Raw genomic sequence first — 21,599 nt, forward strand, 5'->3', positions numbered from 1 at the left:
GAGCGGAAATTCACGCCCGGGTCATTGCGGGCAGCGCTCGGGCAACAATGGATTTCTAGCGTTATCGTCATGAAACTCTCGCTGGGCCGTTCGCATGTCCTTTCGAACTGGGACCCCGAAGACACGGCGGCCTGGGAGGCCGGCAACGACAAGATCGCCCGTCGCAACCTGATCTGGTCGGTGGCCGCGGAGCACATCGGCTTCTCGGTCTGGTCGATCTGGTCGGTGATGGTGCTGTTCATGCCGGCGTCGGTGTACGGATTTTCGGCCGGGGACAAGTTCCTGCTCGGCGCCACCGCAACACTGGTCGGGGCGTGCCTGCGCTTCCCCTACACGTTTGCGACCGCGAAGTTCGGCGGGCGCAACTGGACGGTGTTCTCCGCGCTGGTGCTGTTGATTCCGACCGTCGGCACCATGCTGCTGCTGGCCCACCCCGGCCTGCCGCTGTGGCCGTATCTGGTGTGCGCGGCGCTGGCCGGCCTGGGCGGCGGCAACTTCGCATCGTCGATGACCAACATCAACGCGTTCTACCCGCAGCGCCTGAAGGGCTGGGCGCTGGCGGTCAACGCCGGTGGCGGCAACCTGGGTGTGCCGGTGGTTCAGCTGGTCGGCCTGCTGGTGATCGCGGCCGCCGGAAACCGGCAACCATATTGGGTGTGCGCCATTTACCTTGTGCTGCTGGCGATCGCAGGTATCGGCGCCGCGCTCTACATGGACAACCTGCAGCACTACCGCATCGATACGAGCACCATGCGGGCGGTGCTGTCCGAGCGACACAGCTGGGTGATCGCGCTGCTGTACATCGGCACCTTCGGCTCGTTCATCGGTTTCTCGTTCGCGTTTGGCCAGGTGTTGCAGATGAACTTTGTCGCCAGCGGCGAGAACACCGCGCAGGCCTCTCTGCATGCCGCCCAGATCGCTTTCCTGGGGCCACTATTGGGATCGATATCGCGGGTATACGGCGGCAAACTCGCCGACCGCATCGGCGGCGGCAGGGTCACGCTCGCCGTCTTCTGCTCGATGATCCTGGCTGGCGGAATACTAATCAGCGCAAGCACTTTCGGTAGCCACGGCGCCGGCCGGACTTCCGCCGCCACGATGGTCGGTTTTGTGATCGGGTTCGTGGCCCTGTTCATCCTGTCCGGCATCGGCAATGGGTCGGTGTACAAAATGATTCCGTCGATCTTCGAGGCGCGTAGTCACTCGCTGCAGATGGGCGAGACGGAGCGCCGGCAGTGGTCACGCTCAATGTCGGGGGCACTGATCGGGCTCGCCGGTGCGATCGGCGCCCTCGGTGGTGTCGGCGTCAATCTGGCGCTGCGGCAGTCGTATCTGCACAGCGGTACCGCAACGTCGGCGTTCTGGGCCTTCACGTTGTGCTACGTCGCCGCCTCGATCCTGACCTGGGCGGTGTACGTGCGCCGCCCACTTGAAGTGACCGCGCCCGAGGCTGCATCGGGGGCTCGGCTGGCTACCGTATAGGCGCGGTATACGAGCCATACCGATTCGGTAGAGAACGAAATGTATTGCACCTCACACCGAATTCCACGCCCACCCTGGCACGGTCGAGTATTTACCACTTTGCGTATGAGTATTGCCGGAAGCATCCGGCCTGAGCTGCGACGATCTCCTACCTGAAATAATCCCTCAGCGATCTACCAGATAACTAGGATTCAACTTACAGGCGATATTGGTCCGAATGAGTTGACGCAGTTCGGTTCCGAATGTGAGCATCGAAACTACGGCAGGGCATGCCTCATCAATTCGAGGCGCCCACAAGGGCATTGAAGGCCAGAATCACCACAGCTCTTCCCACCTATGGGTTGAACTGGTTGACGCCCAGACGATTTCGACCACTCGTTCACGAAAGGTACAGATCGGCATGGGCCGCAACCACCGCATCACGGATTGGAATCCGGACGACACCGCGGCCTGGGACGCCGGCAATAGCAAGATCGCTCGGCGCAATCTGTGGTGCACGATGGCGGGGGACCATGTCGCCTTCTCGATCTGGACTCTCTGGTCGGTGATGGTGCTATTCATGCCGGTGTCGGTCTACGGCTTTCGCGCCAGCGACAAGTTGCTCCTTGGTGCCGTCGCCACTCTGGTCGGCGGCTGCGCGCGCATTCCCTACACCTTGGGCATCGCCAAGTTCGGCGGCCGCAACTGGACCGTGTTCTCCGCGTTCGTGCTGCTGATCCCGACCGCCGGCACCATCGTCCTGCTGGCCAATCCCGGACTGCCGCTGTGGCCGTATGTGATCTGCGCCGCACTGACCGGACTGGGTGGCGGCAACTACGCGGCATCACTGGCCAACGTCAACGCGTTCTATCCGCAGCGGCTCAAGGGAACGGCGCTGGCTGTCAACGCCGGCGTCGGCAATCTTGGTGTCGCGGTGATCCAACTGATCGGTCTGCTGGCGCTGGCCACCGCGGGCCACCAGGCGCCGTACTGGGTGTGCGCGGTCTACTTGGTGTTGCTCACCGCGGTCGGCATCGCGGCGGCGCTGTTCATGGACAACCTCGACCACGGCGTCGAGCTCAACCACATGCGCTCGATCCTGTCCGACCGGGACGCCTGGGTGATCTCGCTGCTCTACATCTGCACCTTCGGCTCCTGGATCGGGTTTTCCTTCGCCTTCGGCCAGGTCCTGCAGGTCAACTTCGGAGCCAATGGCGAAAGCGCCGCGCACGCGTCGCTGCACGCGGCTCAAATCGCCTTTGTCGGGCCGTTATTGGGCTCGCTGGCGCGGATCTACGGCGGCCGACTGGCGGACCGCCGCGGCGGTAGCCGCGTCACCCTGGGCGTCCTGGTGGGCATGATTGTGGGCGCCGGTCTGCTGGTGGGCATCAGCATGGTCGAGGACCGCAGCGCCACCACATCTGCTACAGCGGTGGTCGGCTACGTCATCGGGTTCATCGTGCTGTTCGTGCTGTCGGGAATTGGCAACGGCTCGGTGTTCAAACTGATCCCGTCGGTCTTCGAGGCGCGCAGTCGCTCGCTGGATGTCAGCGAAGCGGAGCGCCGGCAGTGGTCGCGCGCCAAGTCGGGATCCCTGATCGGCATCTGCTCGGCGGTCGGCGCGCTCGGCGGCGTCGGAATCAACCTGGCGCTGCGCGAGTCCTACCTGCGCAGCGGCACCGAGACTTCGGCCTACTGGCTGTTCCTGGCCTCCTACGTCGTCGCGGCGATACTGACGTGGCGGATGTACGTGCGTCGCCCGGAGTCGGCGTCGGCCGCACCGAATTCGGTGCTCACAATGGAACCCGCGCGGGTGTGACAATCACCGCAACATGGGCAATGCGTCAGCAATCGTCAGGTAACGGAGTGGAAACGTCACAGGCATACACAGATCGTATGGAGCAGCCCGCCTCACCACCGCTTACCGGTTACCGGATAGCGGTTACATCGGCGCGCCGCTCCGAGGAGCTGTGCGCGTTGCTGAGCCGTCAGGGCGCCGAGGTCTCCAGCGCCGCCGCGATCAACATGATCGCGTTGCCCGAAGATGAAGAACTGCAGAGCAATACCGAGGCCGTGATCGCCGACCCGCCCGACATTTTGGTCGCCCACACCGGTATCGGATTTCGCGGCTGGGTGGCCGCCGCCGAGGGTTGGGGTTTGTCGAACCAGCTCATCGCGTCGTTGTCCAAGGCGCGGGTGCTGGCCCGCGGGCCCAAGGCGACCGGAGCGCTGCGCGCCGCCGGCCTGCACGAGGAGTGGTCACCGAAATCCGAATCCTCCCAAGAGCTTCTCAGGTACCTACTTGAGCCGGGAGTATCCGGCGCGCGTATCGCGGTCCAATTGCACGGCGCCGCCGACGCCTGGGACCCGTTCCCGGAATTCATCGGGGGCTTGCGCGCCGCGGGTGCCGACGTGGTGCCCATCCGGGTGTATCGGTGGAAGTCCACCGCCTTGGGCGGCCACTTCGACCAACTGGTCACGGGAATCGCGCGACGGCAATACGACGCGGTCAGCTTCACCTCGGCGCCCGCCGCGGCGGCCGTCCTGGAACGCAGCCGCGACTTGAATATCGAGGAGCAGGTGATCGAGGCGCTGCGCACCGACGTACACGCGATGTGCGTCGGCCCGGTGACGGCACAACCGTTGCACCGCAAGGGTATTCCGACGTCGGCGCCCGAACGAATGCGGCTGGGCGCCTTGGCTCGCCACATCGCCGAAAAACTTCCGCTGCTCGGCTCGTGCAATGTGAAGGCCGCGGGTCACGCCGTCGAGATCCGGGGAAACTGCGTACTGGTCGACGGATCGGTCCAATCGCTGTCCGGATCCGGGATGGCGGTGCTGCGCGCGTTGGCGCAGCGCCCCGGCGACGTCGTAGCCCGTGGTGAATTGTTACGGGTACTGCCCGGCAACAGCAACGACCCGCATGCCGTCGATACGGCCGTGCTGAGACTGCGAACTGCTTTGGGCGACAAGAACATTGTCGCGACGGTCGTCAAGCGCGGTTACCGGCTGGCGATCGACGAACCGGTGGGATTGTCGTGAGCTTGATACTTGCCGCACACGGCACCCGCCGACCGGGCGGTGTTGCGATGATCGGCGACCTGGCGGCACAGGTGAGCAGGCAGCTCGGCCAGACGGTGCGGGTGTCCTTCGTCGACGTCTTGGGACCCACACCCAGCGAGGTGCTTTCCGCGGTCGGCGGCCAGCGGGCCGTCGTGGTTCCCGCGTTCCTGTCGCGCGGCTACCACGTCCGCGCCGATGTGCCCGAGCACGTCGCGGCCAGCGGGCATCCCAATGTGATCGTCACCCCGGCGCTGGGCCCGGGTGGCGAGATCGCCCGGATCGTCGCCGACCAATTGATGAAATCCGGTTGGCGCCCTGAGGATTCGGTGATCCTCGGAGCGGCTGGAACATCGGATCCCATCGCGCTCGCGGACTTGCACACCACCGCGACACTGTTGTCCGCGCTGACCGGATCACGAGTTACCTTGGGATTCGCCGCCATTGGCGATCCGCAGATCTCCGAGGCCGTCGAGATGGCGCGGGCCGACGGAGCGCGCCGCGTCGCGATCGCCTCCTATCTGCTTGCCGAGGGCCTGTTTCAGGAGAAGCTCCGCAACTGCGGCGCCGATCTGGTCAGCCAGCCGCTGGGGACTCATCCGCAGTTGGCGCGCTTGATCGCGAGCCGATTCCGCAGGGCGGTGCCGGTGGCGGCCCGGCATCCGGTACGTCGCCACCGCTCGGGCGCGCCGATGCGCGTGATGCTTGATCTTTGACCACGCACGGGTGATCCTGGCACCATGCCCAGTCGCGAAGAGCCATCGCGTGGGCTCCTCGACCCGGTCGCGAAGATGCTGCGGTTGCCGTTCGGCACACCGGAATTCATCGACCGGATCATCACCGGAGGCGTCAACCAGGTCGGCCGCCGCACCCTCTTCATGCTGATTACCACGTGGGATGCCGCCGGCGGTGGCCCGTTCGCGGCCAGTGCGATCGCGTCGACCGGGATGGCCAAGACCGCAGAGGTTGTGCAAAGCATGTTCATCGGACCGGTTTTCGGCCCGCTACTGAAAATGCTGGGCGCCGACAAGGCAGCCGTCCGGGCGTCGTTGTGCGCCTCGCAGCTGGTCGGCCTCGGCATCATGCGCTATGGGGTGCGCTCCGAACCGCTGCACTCGATGTCGGTCGACGCGCTCGTCGACGCGATCGGGCCGACAATGCAGCGGTACCTGGTCGGCGATATCGACTAGGCAGCCAGTCGCGCGATCTGGATTTCTCCGTCGTCGGTGATGCGCACCTGGTACACCGGCACCGACACCCGCGGGTCGTCCAGGCAGAGACCGTCGTCGAGGGCGAAAGCCTGCTTAAGGATGGGCGATTGGACGGTCGCACGACCGCCACGGTCACCGACGATCCCGCGCGAGATCACGGCCGCACCGGAGAACGGGTCGACGTTGCCGACCGCGTGCACCGACCCGTCGTCCAGCCGGAACAGCGCCGCCTGCGAACCGTCATCGAGCAGCACGCCGACTCCGCGACCCGGGATCAGGTAGTCGTAGCTGCACGCGGTGGTCCACACCGCAATGTCGTTGACAAGTGTCACGCTGCCTCCTGAACTCATGAACGGACCCGCGGCATGCCAATGGACACAGGGATTTTGCGCCCGGCATGCTCGGTGAATGTCACAGTCGAATCGATTTCGTCCGGCGCGTTGACGAAGGAGACAAACCGCGAGAGTTTGTCCGGATCTTCGAGCACGCCCTTCCACTCACATTCGTAGTTCTTTACGTGCCGCTCCATTGCGGCCTCGAATTCCTGGGCCAGGCCCAGGGAGTCGTCGCACACGACCTCGCGCAGGTGATCGAGGCCGCCGTCCAGGGAGTCGACCCACGGCGCGGTGCGCTGCAGCCGGTCGGCGGTGCGGATGTAGTACATGAGGAACCGGTCGACGTAGCGGACCAGCGTCTCGGTGTCCAGGTCGCTGGCCAGCAGCTGGGCATGCTTGGGAGTCATGCCGCCGTTGCCGCCCACATAGAGGTTCCAGCCCTTTTCGGTGGCGATGACGCCCACGTCCTTGCCTCGCGCCTCGGCGCATTCCCGTGCGCAGCCCGAGACCCCCATCTTGATCTTGTGGGGTGCCCGCAGCCCGCGATAGCGCAGCTCCAAATCGATGGCCAGCTGCACCGAATCCTGCTGCCCGTAGCGGCACCAGTCGGTGCCCACGCAGCTCTTCACCGTGCGCAGTGCTTTGCCGTAGGCGTGGCCGGATTCCATGCCGCCGTCCACCAGCCGCTTCCAGATCTGCGGCAACTGGTCCACCCGGGCGCCGAACAGGTCGATCCGCTGGCCACCGGTGATCTTCGTGTAGAGCCCGAAGTCCTGGGCGATCTGGCCGATCAGGATCAGGTGCTCGGGCTTGATGTCGCCGCCGGGCACCCGCGGCACCACGGAGTAGCTGCCGTTCTTCTGAATGTTGGCCAGGAAGTGGTCGTTGGAATCCTGCAGTGCGGCTTGCTCGCCGTCGAGGATGTGGTCGGAACCGGTCGAGGCGAGAATGGAAGCGACGACGGGTTTGCAGATGTCGCAACCCTTTCCGCGACCGAACCGCTCCAGCAGACCGGAGAAGGTACGGATCTCGGTGGCCGAGATGATCTCGAAGAGCTCCGCGCGGGACTGGCTGAAGTGCTCGCACAACGCCTTGGACTGCTCCACGCCCTCGGCTTCGAGCAGCTGCTTGAGCAACGGGACGCACGACCCACACGACGTGCCGGCCGCGGTGCACGACTTCAGCGACGGAACGTCGCCGCAACCGTCGGCGATCGCGCACTTCAGATCACCCTTGGTGACGTTGTTGCAGGAGCAGATCTGTGCCGAATCCGGTAGCGCGCCGACGCCCAAAGCCGAAGCGCCGCCGCCGGATCCCTCCGGTGCGATCAGCGCGAGCGGGTCGCCCGGCAGCTCGCTGCCGACCATCGGCCGCAGCACCCCGTAGGTGGAGGCGTCGCCCACCAGCACCCCACCGAGCAGGGTCTTGGCGTCGTCGGAGAGCACCAGCTTGGCGTAGGTCCGGTTCACCGCGTCGTTGATCGCGACCTCGAGGCAGTTCTCGGTCTTGCCCATCGCGTCGCCGAAACTGGCGACGTCGACGCCCAGCAGTTTGAGCTTGGTGGACAGATCGGCTTCGGGGAACTCCGCGGCGCCGCCCAGCAGCCGGTCCACTACGACCTCGGCGGAGGTGTAGCCCGGACCGACCAGGCCGTAGCACCGCCCGTCGATCGCGGCGACCTCGCCGATCGCGTAGATGTCGGGATCGCTTGTCCGGCAGGACAAGTCGGTGAGCACGCCCCCGCGCTCGGCAAGCGTCAGCCCCGCCGCCGCGGCCAGCTCGTCGCGAGGCCGGACGCCGGCGGCGAAAATCACCGGGCCCGCCTCGATCACTTGGCCGTCGGTCAGCCGCACCCGCGTCGCTACCGAACCATCAGCGCGCGGGGCGGATTCGATCGATTCCGTGCCCGTGCCGACGTGCACCGAAATCCCGAGCTCGGTGATCATCCGGGCCAGCAGCCCACCGCCGGCCTCGTCGATCTGCTGCGCCATCAGCCGCGGCATCATCTCGACGACGTGTGTCTCCAACCCGAACTGCCGCAACGCATTGGCCGCTTCGAGCCCGAGCAGACCGCCGCCGATCACGACACCGGCCGCATTGTGACCGTCATCACGGGCTTGCTCGGCGGCGGCGCGAATCGCGTCGAGGTCGTCCAGGGTGCGGTAGACGTGGCAGGCGGGCAGGTCATGCCCGGGCACCGGGGGAACGAAGGCGTAGGAACCGGTGGCCAGCACCAGGGCGTCGTAGTCGTGCCGTCCGCCGTCCGCCGTCACCACCGAGTTTGTCGCACGGTCGATTTCGGCCACCCGTGCCTTCAGTAGCAGCCGCACCCGCTCGTCGCCGGGGTAGTCGTTACCGGGTAGCGCCAGCAGGCCGCGGTCCCAGCTTTCGGTGTACGAGGTCAATCCAACGCGGTCGTAGGCGGCGTCGGCCTCTTCGGCCAAAACGGTGATGCGCCAGGACCCGTCGGTGTCCCGGGCACGCAGCGCCTCGACCAGACGGTGGCCCACCATGCCGTGCCCGACCACAACCAAGTGACGGGCAGCACGGTGCGCGCGCGTATCGGGGGCTGGGGTCATGCCACGAGGTTAAGGGCTAGAAATTACGGAAATTTCGCTGAATGTATCGCTCGTATGACGTGGCTCTCACACCTCACAACTTCCTGTGTGATGTGTGTTCGCTCCGGGCGAACGGGCAGGTGGAACTTAAGCGTGGTGAACTCAAGTTTGTACCTGTAGCGGGCCGGCAGAGTGCCGGTCACAGCACACTCACAATGAAGTTCAAGGAAGCGAAGAGGAGACGCCATGAGCAATCTCGCAGTGTGGTCGCGCCCGGCTTGGAACACCGACCGGTGGTTGCGTGACTTTTTCGGCCCCGCCGCGGCGGCGGACTGGTACAAGCCGGTGACCAGCGGTTTCCATCCCGCGGCCGAGATCGTGAAGGACGGAGACGACGCGGTAGTGCGCCTGGAACTGCCCGGTGTTGATGTCGAGAAGGACGTCAACGTCGAGGTCGACAAGGGCCGCCTGGTAGTCCACGGCGAACACCGCGACCAGTACGCCCAGGACGCAGGGGAAGATGACGGCCGCACGCTGCGGGAAATCCGTTACGGATCGTTCCGCCGCTCGTTCCAGCTGCCCGCGCACGTCACCGGCGAGGCCATCAAGGCTTCCTACGACGCCGGCGTGTTGACCGTGCGGGTCACCGGCGCCTACGCCGGAACCCAGGCGCAGCGCATCGACATCACGAAGTAGTTCCTGTCACGTCGACCGTCGAGTTGTTGGGCAAAATCTCGACAAACCGCCCGACAACTCGACGTTCGCGCTTTACTGGGAGAACGCCTCAGCGGCGTCAATTCCGATGATCTGCAACAGGTTTACCACCTTGCGATCCAGACTCTCGCCCACCTTGGTCACGTCGGCGATGCCGAGGCTGCCGAACGCGGCACTGGGCTGGTCCATCGAAAAGACCGCATTGCCATCGGCGTCCGCGTAGATCAGTAGCCGTAATGGCGCGTACAGCAGGGCTTTCGGGTCATGTCGGAACATCGTCTCGGCGATCGTGTGGTTGCCGAGCAGGTATTCCGTCGCCTTTGTCGTGTGGCCGGCGAGCACAAACAGCGGCAGCGCGTCGATCTTCGCGTAGACCATCAGGTCATTCGGCGCGTTGGTTCTCGCGGCCGCAAGAACATCGTCCCACGAGCCACCCTGTTCGACGAGCCGCAGCACCGACTCACGGTCGAAGGTGGGTGCCGCTTCCTCGAAGGCGGTGATGAAGTCGTCGAATGCGACTCCGGTGGCGATGTCGACGCGATTCAGGGTATGCGGCACCACGTTGAATTCGACGGTCTTAGCGCTACTTGTCATGGCATTCCTCAAGATTCGATAGTCGGGTCCAGGACGATGACGCCGCGCACTTCGCGGCTCTCCAACCGCCGATGCGCCTCGGCGGCCTGGCTCAATGGCAATACCTCATCAACGTGGGAGATGATCTGCCCAGTCTTGAGGCCGTCGGCCAGAAAGCGCAGCGCGTTGCCGATCAGCTCTGGCCGGTCGTAGAACACCGGAAGGTAGAAGCCGATCAGGGCTTGCGATCTGGTCATCAGTCGGCGCGGCGCGAACGGTTCGCCGGGCCCGCGGGTGGAACCGAGCAGCAGATACCGGCCGAAAGTGGCTAGCGCGTCGAAGTTTTGCTCGAATACCTCGCCACCGATCGACTCGATCAAGACGTCGACGCCGCGGCCCGAAGTCAACTCACGCACCTGCTCGGTCCACCCGGGTTCGTCATAGGAGATTGCCGCGTCGGCGCCCAGCTTCCGGACGAACTCACGCCGCGACGCGGTGCTGGCCGTTCCGATCACCAGCCCCGCACCGAGTGCCTTGCCGATCTGCACCGCAAGACTGCCCACTCCCCCGGCGGCTCCGTGCACCAGCAGCGACTCGCCGGCTCGCAGCGTGGTCGAGGCCTGCAACAGCAGATGCGCGCAGGCGGCCTGCGCGGCGAAACCCGCGAGCGCCAACGCCTCCGAAGCAAAGACATCGTCGTCGACGACCGCACAGAGCGCTTCGTCGGCAACGGAAAGCTGGGCATAACCGCCCTTCTTCATCAGCGCCACCACTCGGCGGCCGACCGCCACCGAAGCTTGCGGGCCCGCCGCGACCACGGTGCCCGCGACCGCCAGGCCCCCCACCTGCGGAAGCTGCACCCCACCGACGCGGGTCTCGGCCTTGTTGTAAACGCCCAACCGCTCGCGGATGTCGGGGAAATTCACTCCGATCGCCGCGGTTTCGATGAGCAGTTGCCGCGGACCGGGCTCTGGGTCCGGAAGATCCACGTACTCAAGCACTTCCGGCCCACCGAAACGGTCGTAGCTGACTGCCTTCATCGCGGTTTTACTTCCAGTGGTTCGGTGAACGAACTTGACGATTTTGAGTATACGGTTCAGTGAATGAACCAGCAAGGGGTAAGATCGACACCGTGGCACTTCCCCGCGAATACCCCGACGAGCATTGCCCGATCGCCCGGTCCCTGGAGATCGTCGGCGAACGCTGGACGTTGCTGATCGTGCGCGACGCCTTCTACGGCGTGCGGCGCTTCAGTGACTTTCACAACCACTTGGGCATTCCCAAAGCTGTGCTGTCCGAACGGCTTACCTTCCTGGTGGGCGAAGGCGTGCTGGCCAAAACTGCAGCCGAATACACGCTGACCACCAAGGGTAAGCAGCTGTGGCCGCTGATCTGGTCAATGATCGCCTGGGGAAGCGAAAACTTGCTGGACAAGCCGACCCGGACCTATCGACACGCAGACTGCGGCGGGCTGGTCGGACACGATCGCCGCTGCGAACGCTGCGAACAGGTTCCCGACGTCGCCGACCTGATCGTGCATCCGCCGCGACGTCCGCGGGACCCGAATCGCGACGATCCGGTCAGCCGTGTGCTGCACCGGCCCCACCGAATGCTGGAGCCGATCTAAGCCGGTCAGCCCCAGCGGGCCAGCAGTTCCTTGGCCCGGCGGCCCAGCGCGGCTTGCCAGAACGGGCCGAAACTGATCCGGGCCACACCCAGCGGGCCGAATGACGCCGGGTCGTCCTGGTCGGGCAGCGCGATCGCGTTGATCGGCAGCGGCAGCTCAGTTGCCAAGCGCCGCAACGTCTCCGGGTCATGGCGGCCAACCGGGTACAGCACGTCCGCGCCGGCGTCGGCCGCCTCGGTCAGGCGTGCCACGGCACGCTCGACGCGGTCCGAGTCGTCCCCGTCGTTGCGCAGGAAAACGTCGGTGCGGGCGTTGATTACGACCCGCACCCCGGCCGCGTCGGCGGCCGAGCGCAGCGCGCCTACCAATTGGGCATGCTCACGGGCGGAGCGAAGTCGCTTGTTCTCGGCGTGCACGGTGTCCTCGATGTTGAGCCCGACGGCGCCGACACTCAGTAAGCCGTCGATCAGGCGCTGGGCCGGCTGGCCGTACCCGGACTCGATATCCACCGACACCGGGACGTCGACCGCCGCCGTGATCTGGGCGACCCGGGCGAGCACATCGTCGAAGGACATGCCCTCGCCGTCGCGTTTGCCAATGGAGTCGGCCAACGGATGGCTGCCAACGGTCAGGGCGGCGAATCCGGCATCCGTGGCCAGGCGCGCCGACCAGGCATCCCATACGGTCGGGAGCACCACCGGGTTGCCCGGTTGATGCAATTCCAGCAGCGCGGCCGCGCGCTGCGCGGCGGTGGTCTGACCTGTCATGTGTGTTTGCTCCGCAATCTGGGCGAGTCAGCTATCCGACGTCAGTCCTGCGCGGTGGATAGTATCGAAAGTCATACTGTGATCCTTGACACCCTCGGCCCTAGGAGATCTCTCTTGTCCACCACGACTGAACTCGCCGAACTGCACGATCTAATCGGCGGTTTGCGGCGGTGCGTGAGCTCCTTGAAGTCGCGCTACGGCGACAGCCCGGCGATGCGTCGCATCGTGATCGACGCCGACCGGATCATGAGCGATGTCGAATTACTCGACACCGATGTTTCGGAATTAGACTTGGCGCGCGCTACTGAGCAGCATTCCGGCGAAAAGATCACCATTCCCGACACCCAGTACGACACCGACTTCTGGCGCGATGTCGACGACGAGGGTGTCGGCGGTCACAATCGCTCCTGATATTCCACGCCCCCGTTAAAACGGGGGGCTCGGTCTTGTACCCTTCGACCAACAGCCCTGTTCGAAGAGGAACATTTGCATGAGCGCACCCGCGGCGAACCGTCCTGCGTCCGGCATCTTTTCACCGACGCGCGCCCAAATCTCGCAACGGACACTACGCACCGACCGGTGGTGGTTGTCGCCGTTGCGTATCGACCTAGGGTTCGCCGCATTTCTGATTTATGCGACGGCGCGCGGACTGCAGAAGGAGTACTTCTTCGTCCCGCAGTACCACTACCTGACGCCGTTCTACTCGCCGTGCATGGCGAAGGCCTGCGGTGAGGCCAGCGAGTTCTGGCCGCAGATCCTGCCGGACTGGTGGTTTGTGCCGTACGCGGCGCTGACGCTGCCCTTCCTGCTGCTGTTCCGGCTGACCTGCTACTACTACCGCGGCGCCTACTACCGCACGGTGTGGCAGTCACCCACCGCCTGCGGGGTGGCCGAGCCCCGCGTCCACTACACCGGCGAGACCAAGCTGCCGCTGATCATCCAGAACACGCACCGGTACTTCTTCTACATCGCCGGCATCATCTCGGTGATCAACACCTACGACGCCATCGTCGCGTTCCACTCCGAGACCGGGCCCGGCGAATTCGGTTTCGGACTGGGCAACATCATCCTGCTCGGCAACGTCATCATGCTGTGGATCTACACGCTGTCCTGCCACTCGTGCCGGCACGTGACCGGTGGGCGGCTCAAGCACTTCTCCAAACACCCTGTGCGGTATTGGATCTGGACCCAGGTCAGCCGGCTCAACACCCGGCACAAGTTGTACGCGTGGATCACCCTGGGCACGCTGATGCTCACCGATTTCTACGTCGCACTGGTGGCCAGCGGCACCATCTCTGACCTGAGATTTGTTGGCTGAGAAGCCCTTTCACGCAAATCGGAAAAGCTAAGTGAGGTTGGAATGACTGAGGTCGAACGGCACTCCTACGACGTGGTCGTGATCGGTGCCGGCGGCGCGGGGTTGCGCGCGGTCATCGAGGCGCGCGAACGCGGTCTCAAGATCGCGGTGGTGACCAAGTCGCTGTTCGGCAAGGCCCACACGGTGATGGCCGAGGGCGGCTGCGCGGCCTCGATGGGCAACACCAACCCCAAGGACAACTGGAAGACCCACTTCGGCGACACGATGCGTGGTGGCAAGTTCCTGAACAACTGGCGGATGGCCGAACTACACGCCAAAGAGGCACCGGACCGGGTCTGGGAGCTGGAGACCTACGGCGCGCTGTTCGACCGCCTCAAGGACGGAAAGATCAGCCAGCGCAACTTTGGTGGGCACACCTACCCGCGGCTGGCGCACGTCGGGGACCGCACCGGCCTGGAGCTGATCCGCACCATGCAGCAGAAGATCGTCTCGCTGCAGCAGGAGGACTTCGCCGAACTCGGTGACTACGAGGCGCGGATCAAGGTGTTCGCCGAATGCGCCATCACCGAGTTACTCAAAGACGGCGACGCGATCGCCGGAGCGTTCGGCTACTGGCGCCAGAGCGGCCGGTTCGTCGTCTTCGATGCACCCGCGGTGGTGCTGGCCACCGGCGGGATCGGTAAGTCTTTCAAGGTCACGTCGAACTCTTGGGAGTACACCGGCGACGGCCACGCGCTGGCGCTGCGGGCCGGCGCGACACTGATCAACATGGAGTTCATCCAGTTCCACCCGACGGGCATGGTGTGGCCGCCGAGCGTGAAGGGGATCCTGGTCACCGAGGGTGTGCGCGGCGACGGCGGCGTGCTGAAGAACTCCGACACCAAACGCTTCATGTTCGACTACATCCCCCCGGTGTTCAAGGGCCAGTACGCCGAAACCGAGCAAGAAGCCGACCAATGGCTCAAGGACAACGACTCGGCCCGCCGCACTCCGGACCTGCTGCCCCGCGACGAGGTCGCCCGCGCGATCAACTCCGAGGTCAAGTCCGGGCGCGGCACCCCGCACGGCGGCGTCTACCTGGACATCGCCTCCCGGTTGACGCCCGACGAGATCAAGCGCCGGCTGCCGTCGATGTACCACCAGTTCATGGAGCTGGCCGGGGTCGACATCACCAAGGAGCCGATGGAGGTCGGGCCCACCTGTCACTACGTGATGGGCGGTGTCGAGGTCGAGCCCGACACCGGCGCGGCCACCGTCGCCGGGCTGTTCGCCGCGGGCGAGTGCTCCGGCGGCATGCACGGCTCCAACCGGCTAGGCGGTAACTCGCTGTCGGACCTGCTGGTCTTCGGCCGGCGGGCCGGGCTGGGTGCGGCCGATTACGCGCGCGGTCTGAGCAGCCGCCCGACCGTCAGCGAGGACGCGATCGAAGCGGCGGCGAAGCGGGCGCTGGCCCCCTTCGAGGCGCCGACCAACGGCACCGCCGCCGAGAACCCCTACACGCTGCAACACGAACTGCAGCAGTCGATGAACGACCTGGTCGGCATCATCCGCAAGTCGGAGGAAATCTCCGAGGCCCTGGACCGGCTCAACCAGCTGCGCGAACGGTTCAAGCACATCCACGTCGAGGGGCACCGTCAGTACAACCCCGGCTGGAACCTCGCCATCGACCTGCGCAACCAGTTGTTGGTCAGCGAATGCGTGGCCAAGGCCGCGCTGATGCGCACCGAGAGCCGTGGCGGACACACCCGCGACGACCACCCGGGCATGGACGCGTCGTGGCGCAAGGTGTTGCTGGTGTGCCGCGCGGCCGGCGGCGAGGACGTCGTGATTCCCGACGTCACCGTCACCCGCGAAGACCAGGTGCCGATGCGGCCCGACCTCTTGGAGGTCTTTGAGATCTCCGAGCTGGAGAAGTACTTCACCGATGAAGAGCTGGCCGACCACCCAGGACGGAGAAGCGAATGAGCTACGACGCGACGATGCGGGTGTGGCGCGGCGACGATGTCGGCGGCGCCCTGCAGGACTTCACGGTCGAGGTCAACGAGGGCGAGGTGGTGCTCGACATCATCCATCGCCTGCAGGCGACGCAGACTCCGGACCTCGCGGTGCGGTGGAACTGCAAGGCGGGCAAGTGCGGATCTTGCTCGGCCGAGATCAACGGCAAGCCGAAGTTGATGTGTATGACCAGGATGTCGACGTTCGCCGAGGACGAGGTCGTGACGGTGACGCCGCTGCGGACCTTCCCGGTGATCCGCGACCTGGTCACCGACGTCTCGTTCAACTACGAAAAGGCCCGCGAAATCCCGTCTTTCGCGCCGCCGAAGGACCTGCAGCCCGGCGAGTACCGGATGGCGCAGGTCGACGTCCAGCGCTCGCAGGAGTTCCGCAAGTGCATCGAGTGCTTCCTGTGCAACAACGTCTGCCACGTGGTCCGCGACCACGAGGAGAACAAGAAGTCCTTCGCCGGTCCACGCTTCCTGATGCGGGCCGCCGAGCTCGAGATGCACCCGCTGGACACGTTGGACCGCCGCGACCAGGCGCAGGAGGAATTCGGCCTGGGCTTCTGCAACATCACCAAGTGCTGCACCGAGGTCTGCCCGGAACACATCAAGATCACCGACAACGCGCTGATCCCGATGAAAGAGCGCGTCGCCGACCGCAAGTACGACCCCGTGGTGTGGCTGGGTAACAAGCTGTTCCGGCGCTAGACGCCCGAGGTTTCAGACGCCGAGGCGGCGAAATGCGCTGCGGTGGAAGACAATCGGTGCCACCTCGGCATCCACTGTCACCTCGTTGACCCGCAGCACGACGATGACGTGGTCGCCGGCCGGGATCACTTGCTCGATCGCGCTCTCCAGCCACAGGCCGGTGCCCTTGATGAAGACGGCGCCGGATTCGTAGGAAACCGTCTCCATCCCGGCGAACCTGTCGCCGGTCTTGGCGGCCAGGGTCCGCGCGTGCTCGTCGTGCGTCTCGCCCAGCACGCTGATGCCCAGCATCGGCAGGTCCTTGAGCTTGGGCCAGGTGGTCGACGTGTTCTGCACGCAGAACGAGACCAGCGGCGGTTCCAGCGAGACGGGGACGAAGGTACTGGCGGCCAGTCCCACCCGGACCCCCGCAACCTCGGCTGCGATCGCCACCACGCCCGACGGGAAGTGACCGAAGGCGTCACGCAGTGTGGATGGTGTCAGCTTGTTCGATGCATTCACTGGACTTCATTCGCCCCTTGCGCCGACGACGGATTCGCGTTTCCGACATTACCTGCCGAGTATCCGTGTGCGACGGCCACATCCGGGTGGGCCCGCAGTCTGCTCTTCCAGGCATTGCGACCGTAAACCGAGAAGATCGGGTCCGCCGGGTTGTCGGTCGGTGTCCAGGTCTTGTCGGTGTGCGCGGCGAGTTCGCCGGGTAGCGACAGCACCGGTATCTGCGCATCCAGCCGGGGATTGAAAAAGAACGGCACCGAAATCCGCTCCGCTGGCCCGCAGTGCAGGTTCACCCGGTGTTCGGTAGCACGCAAATAGCCCCCGGTCGCGACCTCGAGCAGCTCACCGATGTTGACGATGAACGCCCCGTCCACCGGGGCGACGTCGATCCAGCCGTCATCGGCGCCGCGGCGCACCTGCAGGCCCCGGCTGCCCGCCTCGGCCAGCAGCAGCGTAAGCACCCCGGAGTCCCGGTGCGCACCCACGCCCTGCGGGCTGGCCGCGCGGGCGGGATAGCGGATGACCTTGATCAGGGTGGCCGGCGTCTCGGCGAAGGCCTCGTCGAACACCTCGGGCGGACTGCCCAGCGATGCCGCCCAGTGCCGCAGCAGGGTGCGGGCCACTCGCGACAGCGCGGCGTCCCACTCGGCGATGATCGCCGGCAGCTCGGGCAGCGCCGCCGGCCACTGGTTGGGGCCCTGCAGCCAGAGGTAGTCGGGCTTGCCGGGCCCGCCCACCGGCGGACGCTCGGGTCCAATATCAATCTGCTCGCGCCAATCCACCTCGCCCAGGGTCAGCTCGCCACCCAGCCGGGTGTAACCGCGGAAATGCGGACTGCGCACCATCGCCACGGCGTCCTTGTCTGCTTGCGGCAACGCGAACAAAGCACGGGCCACCTCGAGCACCCGCGCGACCAGCGAGCGCGGTACGCCGTGGCCGGTCAGATAGAAGAAACCCACCTCATGGGCGGCCGCGCGGAGACCCTCGCGCAACACTCCGATATCGGCTGTCAGGTCCACCACGGGCAAGGCGGTGACGCTCTTCACACCTGGCACGCTTCCATTATCGCCGCAGGTAGAGCGCCTGTCGAAGGCGTGAGCTGGGGCTTCCCAACCGGTTGGTTAATTAGGTAGTGAAATCTAGCTCACAGTCACTTGCGCTCATGTCACGGGCCGATATATTTTTAGCGGAGTTACTGGTGGGTAACTTAGCCCCAAGTACCCAACCACAGCGTGGCATTCTCAACGAGGAGGAGAGTAGTGAGCCACTACAAGAGCAACGTCCGTGACCAGGTATTCAACCTGTTCGAGGTGTTGGGCGTCGACCAGGCACTAGGCCAAGGCGTATTCAGCGACCTTGACGCCGACACCGCCCAGGAAATGCTGACCGAAATGAGCCGGCTGGCCGAGGGGCCGGTCGCCGAGTCGTTCGTCGACGGCGACCGTAATCCGCCGGTTTTCGACCCGCAGACCCACTCCGTGACCCTGCCGGAGTCCTTCAAGAAGTCGGTTCGCGCCGTCCAAGAAGCCGGCTGGGACAAGGCCGGCATCGACGAGGTGCTGGGCGGCATGCCGATGCCCAAGGCGCTGGTATGGGCGCTGCACGAGCACATTCTGGGCGCCAACCCGGCGGTGTGGATGTATGCCGGCGGCGCAGGTTTCGCCAACATCATCTACCACCTCGGTACCGAGGAGCAGAAGAAGTGGGCCGTGCTGTGCGCAGAGCGTGGCTGGGGCGCGACCATGGTGCTCACCGAGCCGGACGCCGGCTCGGACGTCGGCGCCGGCCGCACCAAGGCCGTCCAGCAGGACGACGGCTCCTGGCACATTGACGGTGTCAAGCGGTTCATCACCTCCGCCGACTCCGACGACCTGTTCGAGAACATCGTGCACCTGGTGCTGGCGCGCCCCGAGGGCGCCGGCCCCGGCACCAAGGGCTTGTCGCTGTTCATCGTGCCGAAGTTCCTGTTCGACCACGAAACCGGCGAGCTGGGCGAGCGCAACGGGGTGTTCGTCACCAACGTCGAGCACAAGATGGGCCTGAAGGTCTCGGCGACGTGTGAGTTGTCGTTCGGCCAGCACGACGTGCCGGCCAAGGGCTGGCTGGTCGGCGAGGTGCACAACGGCATTGCGCAGATGTTCGAGGTCATCGAGATGGCCCGGATGATGGTCGGCACCAAGGCGATTGCCACCCTGTCGACCGGTTACCTGAACGCGCTGGAGTACGCCAAGTCCCGCATGCAGGGCGCCGACATGACCCAGATGACCGACAAAACCGCACCGCGGGTGAGCATCACGCATCACCCGGACGTGCGCCGGTCACTGATGACCCAGAAGGCCTACGCCGAGGGTCTGCGCGCGCTGTACCTGTTTACCGCGACCTACCAGGACGCGGCCGTCGCCGAGGCACTGCACGGTGTGGACGCCGACCTGGCCGTCAGGGTCAACGACCTGATGCTTCCGGTGGTCAAGGGGGTGGGCTCCGAGCAGGCCTACGCGAAGCTGACCGAGAGCCTGCAGACGTTCGGTGGATCCGGCTTCTTGCAGGACTACCCGATCGAGCAGTACATCCGGGACGCCAAGATCGACTCGCTCTACGAGGGCACCACGGCCATCCAGGCGCAGGACTTCTTCTTCCGCAAGATCGTCCGCGACAAGGGTGTGGCGCTGGCCCACGTGTCGGAGCAGATCCAGAAGTTCGTCGACGCCGAGACCGGCAACGGCCGGTTGAAGAGCGAGCGCGAGCTGCTGGCCAAGGCCCTGGAAGACGTCCAGGCGATGGCGGCCACCCTGACCGGCTACCTGATCGCCGCCCAGGAGGACGTCACCAGCCTGTACAAGGTGGGCCTGGGTTCGGTGCGCTTCCTGATGAGCGTCGGCGACCTGGTTATCGGCTGGTTGCTGCAGCGGCAGGCGGCGGTGGCCGTGCAGGCGCTCGACGCCGGCGCCACGGGCGCGGAGCGGTCCTTCTACGAGGGCAAGATCGCGGTGGGGTCGTTCTTCGCGAAGAACTTCCTGCCGCTGTTGGCCAGCACCCGCGAGGTGATCGAGACGCTGGACAACGACATCATGGAGCTCGACGAGGCCGCCTTCTAGACGACTCGACCAAGCACGCAAAATCCCCCGCTTCCACGCTGAAGCGGGGGATTTTGGGTCTTGGGGTGCGGTTACAAAAAGACCGCCGCTGGATCCCCTCACTCCAGCGGCGGCCCTTTTCGTACGCCCGTCTTTTCATCCCGGCGCTCGTCTCGATGACGCCCCGTTGTCGTCGGGGTCACGGTCGTCAGACCACAACACGGGGCCATCCCGACATCGGTTACCCATCCCCTGCTGTTGCTAATCAGCTGTGACGAACTTCATTTCGTCAGATGGGCAAGGGACCGAGCACGGCGCGTGCGCAGGTCAGGCCTCCAAAATAGCGGCGACGCCCTGCCCGCCGGCCGCGCAGATCGAGATCAGCGCGCGCGCCGGACCCTCGCCTTTGCGCTCCGCCTTCTTCTCGGCCAGCTGTTTGGCGGCCTGGGCGAGAATCCGCCCGCCGGTGGCCGCGAACGGGTGGCCGGCGGCCAGCGACGAGCCGTTGACGTTGAGTTTGGACCGGTCGATCGACCCGAGCGCGGCGTCGAGCCCAAGCCGCTCCTTGCAGTACTCCTCGGACTCCCACGCCTGCAGATGCGCCAGCACCACCGAAGCAAAGGCCTCGTGGATCTCGTAGAAGTCGAAATCCTGCAGGGTCAGCCCGTTGCGGGCCAGCAGCCGGGGCACCGCATAGGTCGGCGCCATCAGCAGCCCGTCCCGTCCGTTGACGTAGTCGACCGCGGCGGTCTCCGCGTCCACCAGGTAGGCCAGCGCGGGCAGCGAATGCTCGGCGGCCCACTCGTCGCTGGCCAGCAGGGCGACGGAGGCTCCGTCGGTCAACGGTGTCGAATTGCCCGCCGTCATCGTCGCGTCGCCGGCCTTCACCCCGAAGACCGGGCGCAGCGTGGCGAGCTTCTCGGTGCTGGAGTTGGGCCGCAGATTGTCGTCGCGGTACAGCCCCAGGAACGGCGTGACGAGGTCGTCGAAGAAGCCTCGGTCGTAGGCCGCGGCCATGTTGCGGTGGCTGGCGACCGCCAACTCGTCCTGGTCGACCCGCTTGATCCCCAGCTGCTTGGCGGTGATCGCAGCATGCTCGCCCATCGACAGCCCGGTACGCGGCTCGCTGTTGGCCGGGATTTCGACACCCAGGGTGGCGGGCAGCGTGCCCACCAGCTTCAGCCGTTGCAGGTTGGACTTGGACCGGCGCAACTTCAGCAGGGTGCGGCGCAGGTTGTCGCCCAGGCCGATCGGCGGGTCGGACGTGGTGTCCACCCCGCCGGCGGCGGCGACGTCGTAGCGGCCCGACGCGATGCCGTCGGCCGCGGCGATCGCGGCCTGCAGGCCGGTACCGCAGGCCTGCTGAATATCGAATGCCGGTGTGTACGAAGATAATTCGGAACCCAGCACGCACTCACGCATCAGGTTGAAGTCGCGGCTGTGTTTGAGCACCGCACCACCGACGACCACGCCCAGTCGCTGCCCGCCGAGCCCGAACCGGTCCACCAGCCCGCCCAGTGCCGCGGTGAACATGTCTTGATTGGACGCATCCGCATAGGCGCCGTCTGATCGTGCGAACGGAATGCGATTGCCGCCCAGCACGGCGACGCGTCGCCGGGACTTCACACTCGCCTGAGCAGCCTGATTACTTTGCTGCGAGCTTGCAGGGGCCACGTTCATCTCCAATTTTCAGTT

The 21,599-nt window shown here is 65.5% G+C and carries 20 protein-coding genes; 12 read left to right on the forward strand and 8 right to left on the reverse strand.

Annotated features, from left to right (window positions below; translation table 11 throughout):
* The first annotated feature begins 81 nt into the window (after positions 1-81).
* From LMQ14_RS25730 to LMQ14_RS25750, 5 genes are all read left to right on the forward strand, one after another.
* Positions 82-1,482, forward strand: coding sequence for a nitrate/nitrite transporter (locus tag LMQ14_RS25730; protein WP_267735680.1), 1,401 nt, complete (start codon positions 82-84; stop codon positions 1,480-1,482).
* A 400-nt stretch (positions 1,483-1,882) separates the two neighbouring features.
* Positions 1,883-3,280 (forward strand): nitrate/nitrite transporter, encoded by a 1,398-nt coding sequence (locus LMQ14_RS25735; RefSeq protein ID WP_267732424.1) that lies wholly within the window; start codon positions 1,883-1,885, stop codon positions 3,278-3,280.
* 77 nt (positions 3,281-3,357) lie between these two features.
* Positions 3,358-4,503 carry a uroporphyrinogen-III synthase gene (locus LMQ14_RS25740; protein ID WP_267732425.1) on the forward strand — a complete coding sequence of 382 codons (1,146 nt, stop codon included), beginning with the start codon at positions 3,358-3,360 and terminating at the stop codon, positions 4,501-4,503.
* Positions 4,500-5,237, forward strand: coding sequence for a sirohydrochlorin chelatase (locus LMQ14_RS25745; protein ID WP_267732426.1), 738 nt, complete (start codon positions 4,500-4,502; stop codon positions 5,235-5,237). The genes LMQ14_RS25740 and LMQ14_RS25745 overlap by 4 nt, the downstream gene beginning before the upstream one ends.
* A gap of 24 nt (positions 5,238-5,261) precedes the next feature.
* Entirely contained in the window at positions 5,262-5,711 is a 450-nt protein-coding gene (locus LMQ14_RS25750) for a hypothetical protein (protein WP_267732427.1), read from the forward strand.
* Here the strand turns inward: LMQ14_RS25750 and nirD are convergent.
* Positions 5,708-6,064: a nitrite reductase small subunit NirD gene (gene nirD / locus LMQ14_RS25755; protein WP_267732428.1), complete on the reverse strand. Its 357-nt coding sequence runs from the start codon at positions 6,062-6,064 to the stop codon at positions 5,708-5,710. The two genes, LMQ14_RS25750 and nirD, sit on opposite strands and share 4 nt — an antisense overlap.
* A gap of 14 nt (positions 6,065-6,078) precedes the next feature.
* Positions 6,079-8,646 carry a nitrite reductase large subunit NirB gene (nirB, locus tag LMQ14_RS25760; RefSeq protein ID WP_267732429.1) on the reverse strand — a complete coding sequence of 856 codons (2,568 nt, stop codon included), beginning with the start codon at positions 8,644-8,646 and terminating at the stop codon, positions 6,079-6,081.
* A gap of 225 nt (positions 8,647-8,871) precedes the next feature.
* Here nirB and LMQ14_RS25765 point away from each other — a divergent pair, with 225 nt between their 5' ends.
* Complete coding sequence (locus LMQ14_RS25765) at positions 8,872-9,321, forward strand: Hsp20/alpha crystallin family protein (protein WP_267732430.1); 450 nt, start codon at positions 8,872-8,874, stop codon at positions 9,319-9,321.
* A gap of 72 nt (positions 9,322-9,393) precedes the next feature.
* Here the strand turns inward: LMQ14_RS25765 and LMQ14_RS25770 are convergent, their stop codons facing one another.
* Together LMQ14_RS25770 and LMQ14_RS25775 are read right to left on the reverse strand one after the other, a co-directional pair.
* A complete protein-coding gene (locus LMQ14_RS25770) occupies positions 9,394-9,933 on the reverse strand; it encodes a DUF302 domain-containing protein (protein ID WP_267732431.1) in 540 nt (179 codons plus the stop codon).
* 8 nt (positions 9,934-9,941) lie between these two features.
* A complete protein-coding gene (locus tag LMQ14_RS25775) occupies positions 9,942-10,952 on the reverse strand; it encodes a quinone oxidoreductase family protein (protein ID WP_267732432.1) in 1,011 nt (336 codons plus the stop codon).
* A gap of 92 nt (positions 10,953-11,044) precedes the next feature.
* Between LMQ14_RS25775 and LMQ14_RS25780 the strand changes: the two genes are divergently transcribed.
* On the forward strand, positions 11,045-11,539 hold the full coding sequence (locus LMQ14_RS25780) for a winged helix-turn-helix transcriptional regulator (protein ID WP_267732433.1): 495 nt from the start codon (positions 11,045-11,047) through the stop codon (positions 11,537-11,539).
* 5 nt (positions 11,540-11,544) lie between these two features.
* Here the strand turns inward: LMQ14_RS25780 and LMQ14_RS25785 are convergent, their stop codons facing one another.
* Complete coding sequence (locus LMQ14_RS25785) at positions 11,545-12,306, reverse strand: isocitrate lyase/PEP mutase family protein (RefSeq protein WP_267732434.1); 762 nt, start codon at positions 12,304-12,306, stop codon at positions 11,545-11,547.
* 114 nt (positions 12,307-12,420) lie between these two features.
* Here LMQ14_RS25785 and LMQ14_RS25790 point away from each other — a divergent pair, with 114 nt between their 5' ends.
* The 4 genes from LMQ14_RS25790 (at position 12,421) to LMQ14_RS25805 (ending at position 16,332) form a co-directional block, all read left to right on the forward strand.
* On the forward strand, positions 12,421-12,717 hold the full coding sequence (locus LMQ14_RS25790; protein WP_267732435.1) for a hypothetical protein: 297 nt from the start codon (positions 12,421-12,423) through the stop codon (positions 12,715-12,717).
* Between the two features lie 79 nt (positions 12,718-12,796).
* Positions 12,797-13,624, forward strand: coding sequence for a hypothetical protein (locus tag LMQ14_RS25795; protein ID WP_267732436.1), 828 nt, complete (start codon positions 12,797-12,799; stop codon positions 13,622-13,624).
* A gap of 42 nt (positions 13,625-13,666) precedes the next feature.
* Positions 13,667-15,589 (forward strand): fumarate reductase/succinate dehydrogenase flavoprotein subunit, encoded by a 1,923-nt coding sequence (locus tag LMQ14_RS25800; protein WP_267732437.1) that lies wholly within the window; start codon positions 13,667-13,669, stop codon positions 15,587-15,589.
* On the forward strand, positions 15,586-16,332 hold the full coding sequence (locus LMQ14_RS25805) for a succinate dehydrogenase/fumarate reductase iron-sulfur subunit (protein ID WP_267732438.1): 747 nt from the start codon (positions 15,586-15,588) through the stop codon (positions 16,330-16,332). The genes LMQ14_RS25800 and LMQ14_RS25805 overlap by 4 nt, the downstream gene beginning before the upstream one ends.
* Before the next feature lie 12 nt (positions 16,333-16,344).
* Here the strand turns inward: LMQ14_RS25805 and LMQ14_RS25810 are convergent, their stop codons facing one another.
* Positions 16,345-16,833, reverse strand: coding sequence for a flavin reductase family protein (locus LMQ14_RS25810; RefSeq protein ID WP_267732439.1), 489 nt, complete (start codon positions 16,831-16,833; stop codon positions 16,345-16,347).
* A complete protein-coding gene (locus LMQ14_RS25815) occupies positions 16,830-17,876 on the reverse strand; it encodes an isopenicillin N synthase family dioxygenase (protein WP_420714720.1) in 1,047 nt (348 codons plus the stop codon). The genes LMQ14_RS25810 and LMQ14_RS25815 overlap by 4 nt, the downstream gene beginning before the upstream one ends.
* Before the next feature lie 213 nt (positions 17,877-18,089).
* Between LMQ14_RS25815 and LMQ14_RS25820 the strand changes: the two genes are divergently transcribed.
* Positions 18,090-19,925, forward strand: coding sequence for an acyl-CoA dehydrogenase (locus LMQ14_RS25820; protein ID WP_267732441.1), 1,836 nt, complete (start codon positions 18,090-18,092; stop codon positions 19,923-19,925).
* A 306-nt stretch (positions 19,926-20,231) separates the two neighbouring features.
* Here the strand turns inward: LMQ14_RS25820 and LMQ14_RS25825 are convergent, their stop codons facing one another.
* On the reverse strand, positions 20,232-21,584 hold the full coding sequence (locus LMQ14_RS25825) for an acetyl-CoA C-acetyltransferase (RefSeq protein WP_267732442.1): 1,353 nt from the start codon (positions 21,582-21,584) through the stop codon (positions 20,232-20,234).
* Positions 21,585-21,599: the final 15 nt, after the last annotated feature.

The organism is Mycobacterium sp. Aquia_213 (assembly GCF_026625985.1).
Taxonomy (GTDB): Bacteria; Actinomycetota; Actinomycetes; order Mycobacteriales; family Mycobacteriaceae; genus Mycobacterium.

Excerpts from the sequence above, each read along its gene's own strand:
- LMQ14_RS25735 (WP_267732424.1), top strand. The coding sequence starts at position 1,883 with ATGGGCCGCAACCACCGCATCACGGATTGGAATCCGGACGACACCGCG.
- LMQ14_RS25740 (WP_267732425.1), top strand. The coding sequence starts at position 3,358 with ATGGAGCAGCCCGCCTCACCACCGCTTACCGGTTACCGGATAGCGGTT.
- LMQ14_RS25750 (WP_267732427.1), top strand. The coding sequence starts at position 5,262 with ATGCCCAGTCGCGAAGAGCCATCGCGTGGGCTCCTCGACCCGGTCGCG.
- nirB (WP_267732429.1), bottom strand. The coding sequence starts at position 8,646 with ATGACCCCAGCCCCCGATACGCGCGCGCACCGTGCTGCCCGTCACTTG.
- LMQ14_RS25765 (WP_267732430.1), top strand. The coding sequence starts at position 8,872 with ATGAGCAATCTCGCAGTGTGGTCGCGCCCGGCTTGGAACACCGACCGG.
- LMQ14_RS25770 (WP_267732431.1), bottom strand. The coding sequence starts at position 9,933 with ATGACAAGTAGCGCTAAGACCGTCGAATTCAACGTGGTGCCGCATACC.
- LMQ14_RS25775 (WP_267732432.1), bottom strand. The coding sequence starts at position 10,952 with ATGAAGGCAGTCAGCTACGACCGTTTCGGTGGGCCGGAAGTGCTTGAG.
- LMQ14_RS25785 (WP_267732434.1), bottom strand. The coding sequence starts at position 12,306 with ATGACAGGTCAGACCACCGCCGCGCAGCGCGCGGCCGCGCTGCTGGAA.
- LMQ14_RS25795 (WP_267732436.1), top strand. The coding sequence starts at position 12,797 with ATGAGCGCACCCGCGGCGAACCGTCCTGCGTCCGGCATCTTTTCACCG.
- LMQ14_RS25800 (WP_267732437.1), top strand. The coding sequence starts at position 13,667 with ATGACTGAGGTCGAACGGCACTCCTACGACGTGGTCGTGATCGGTGCC.
- LMQ14_RS25805 (WP_267732438.1), top strand. The coding sequence starts at position 15,586 with ATGAGCTACGACGCGACGATGCGGGTGTGGCGCGGCGACGATGTCGGC.
- LMQ14_RS25825 (WP_267732442.1), bottom strand. The coding sequence starts at position 21,584 with ATGAACGTGGCCCCTGCAAGCTCGCAGCAAAGTAATCAGGCTGCTCAG.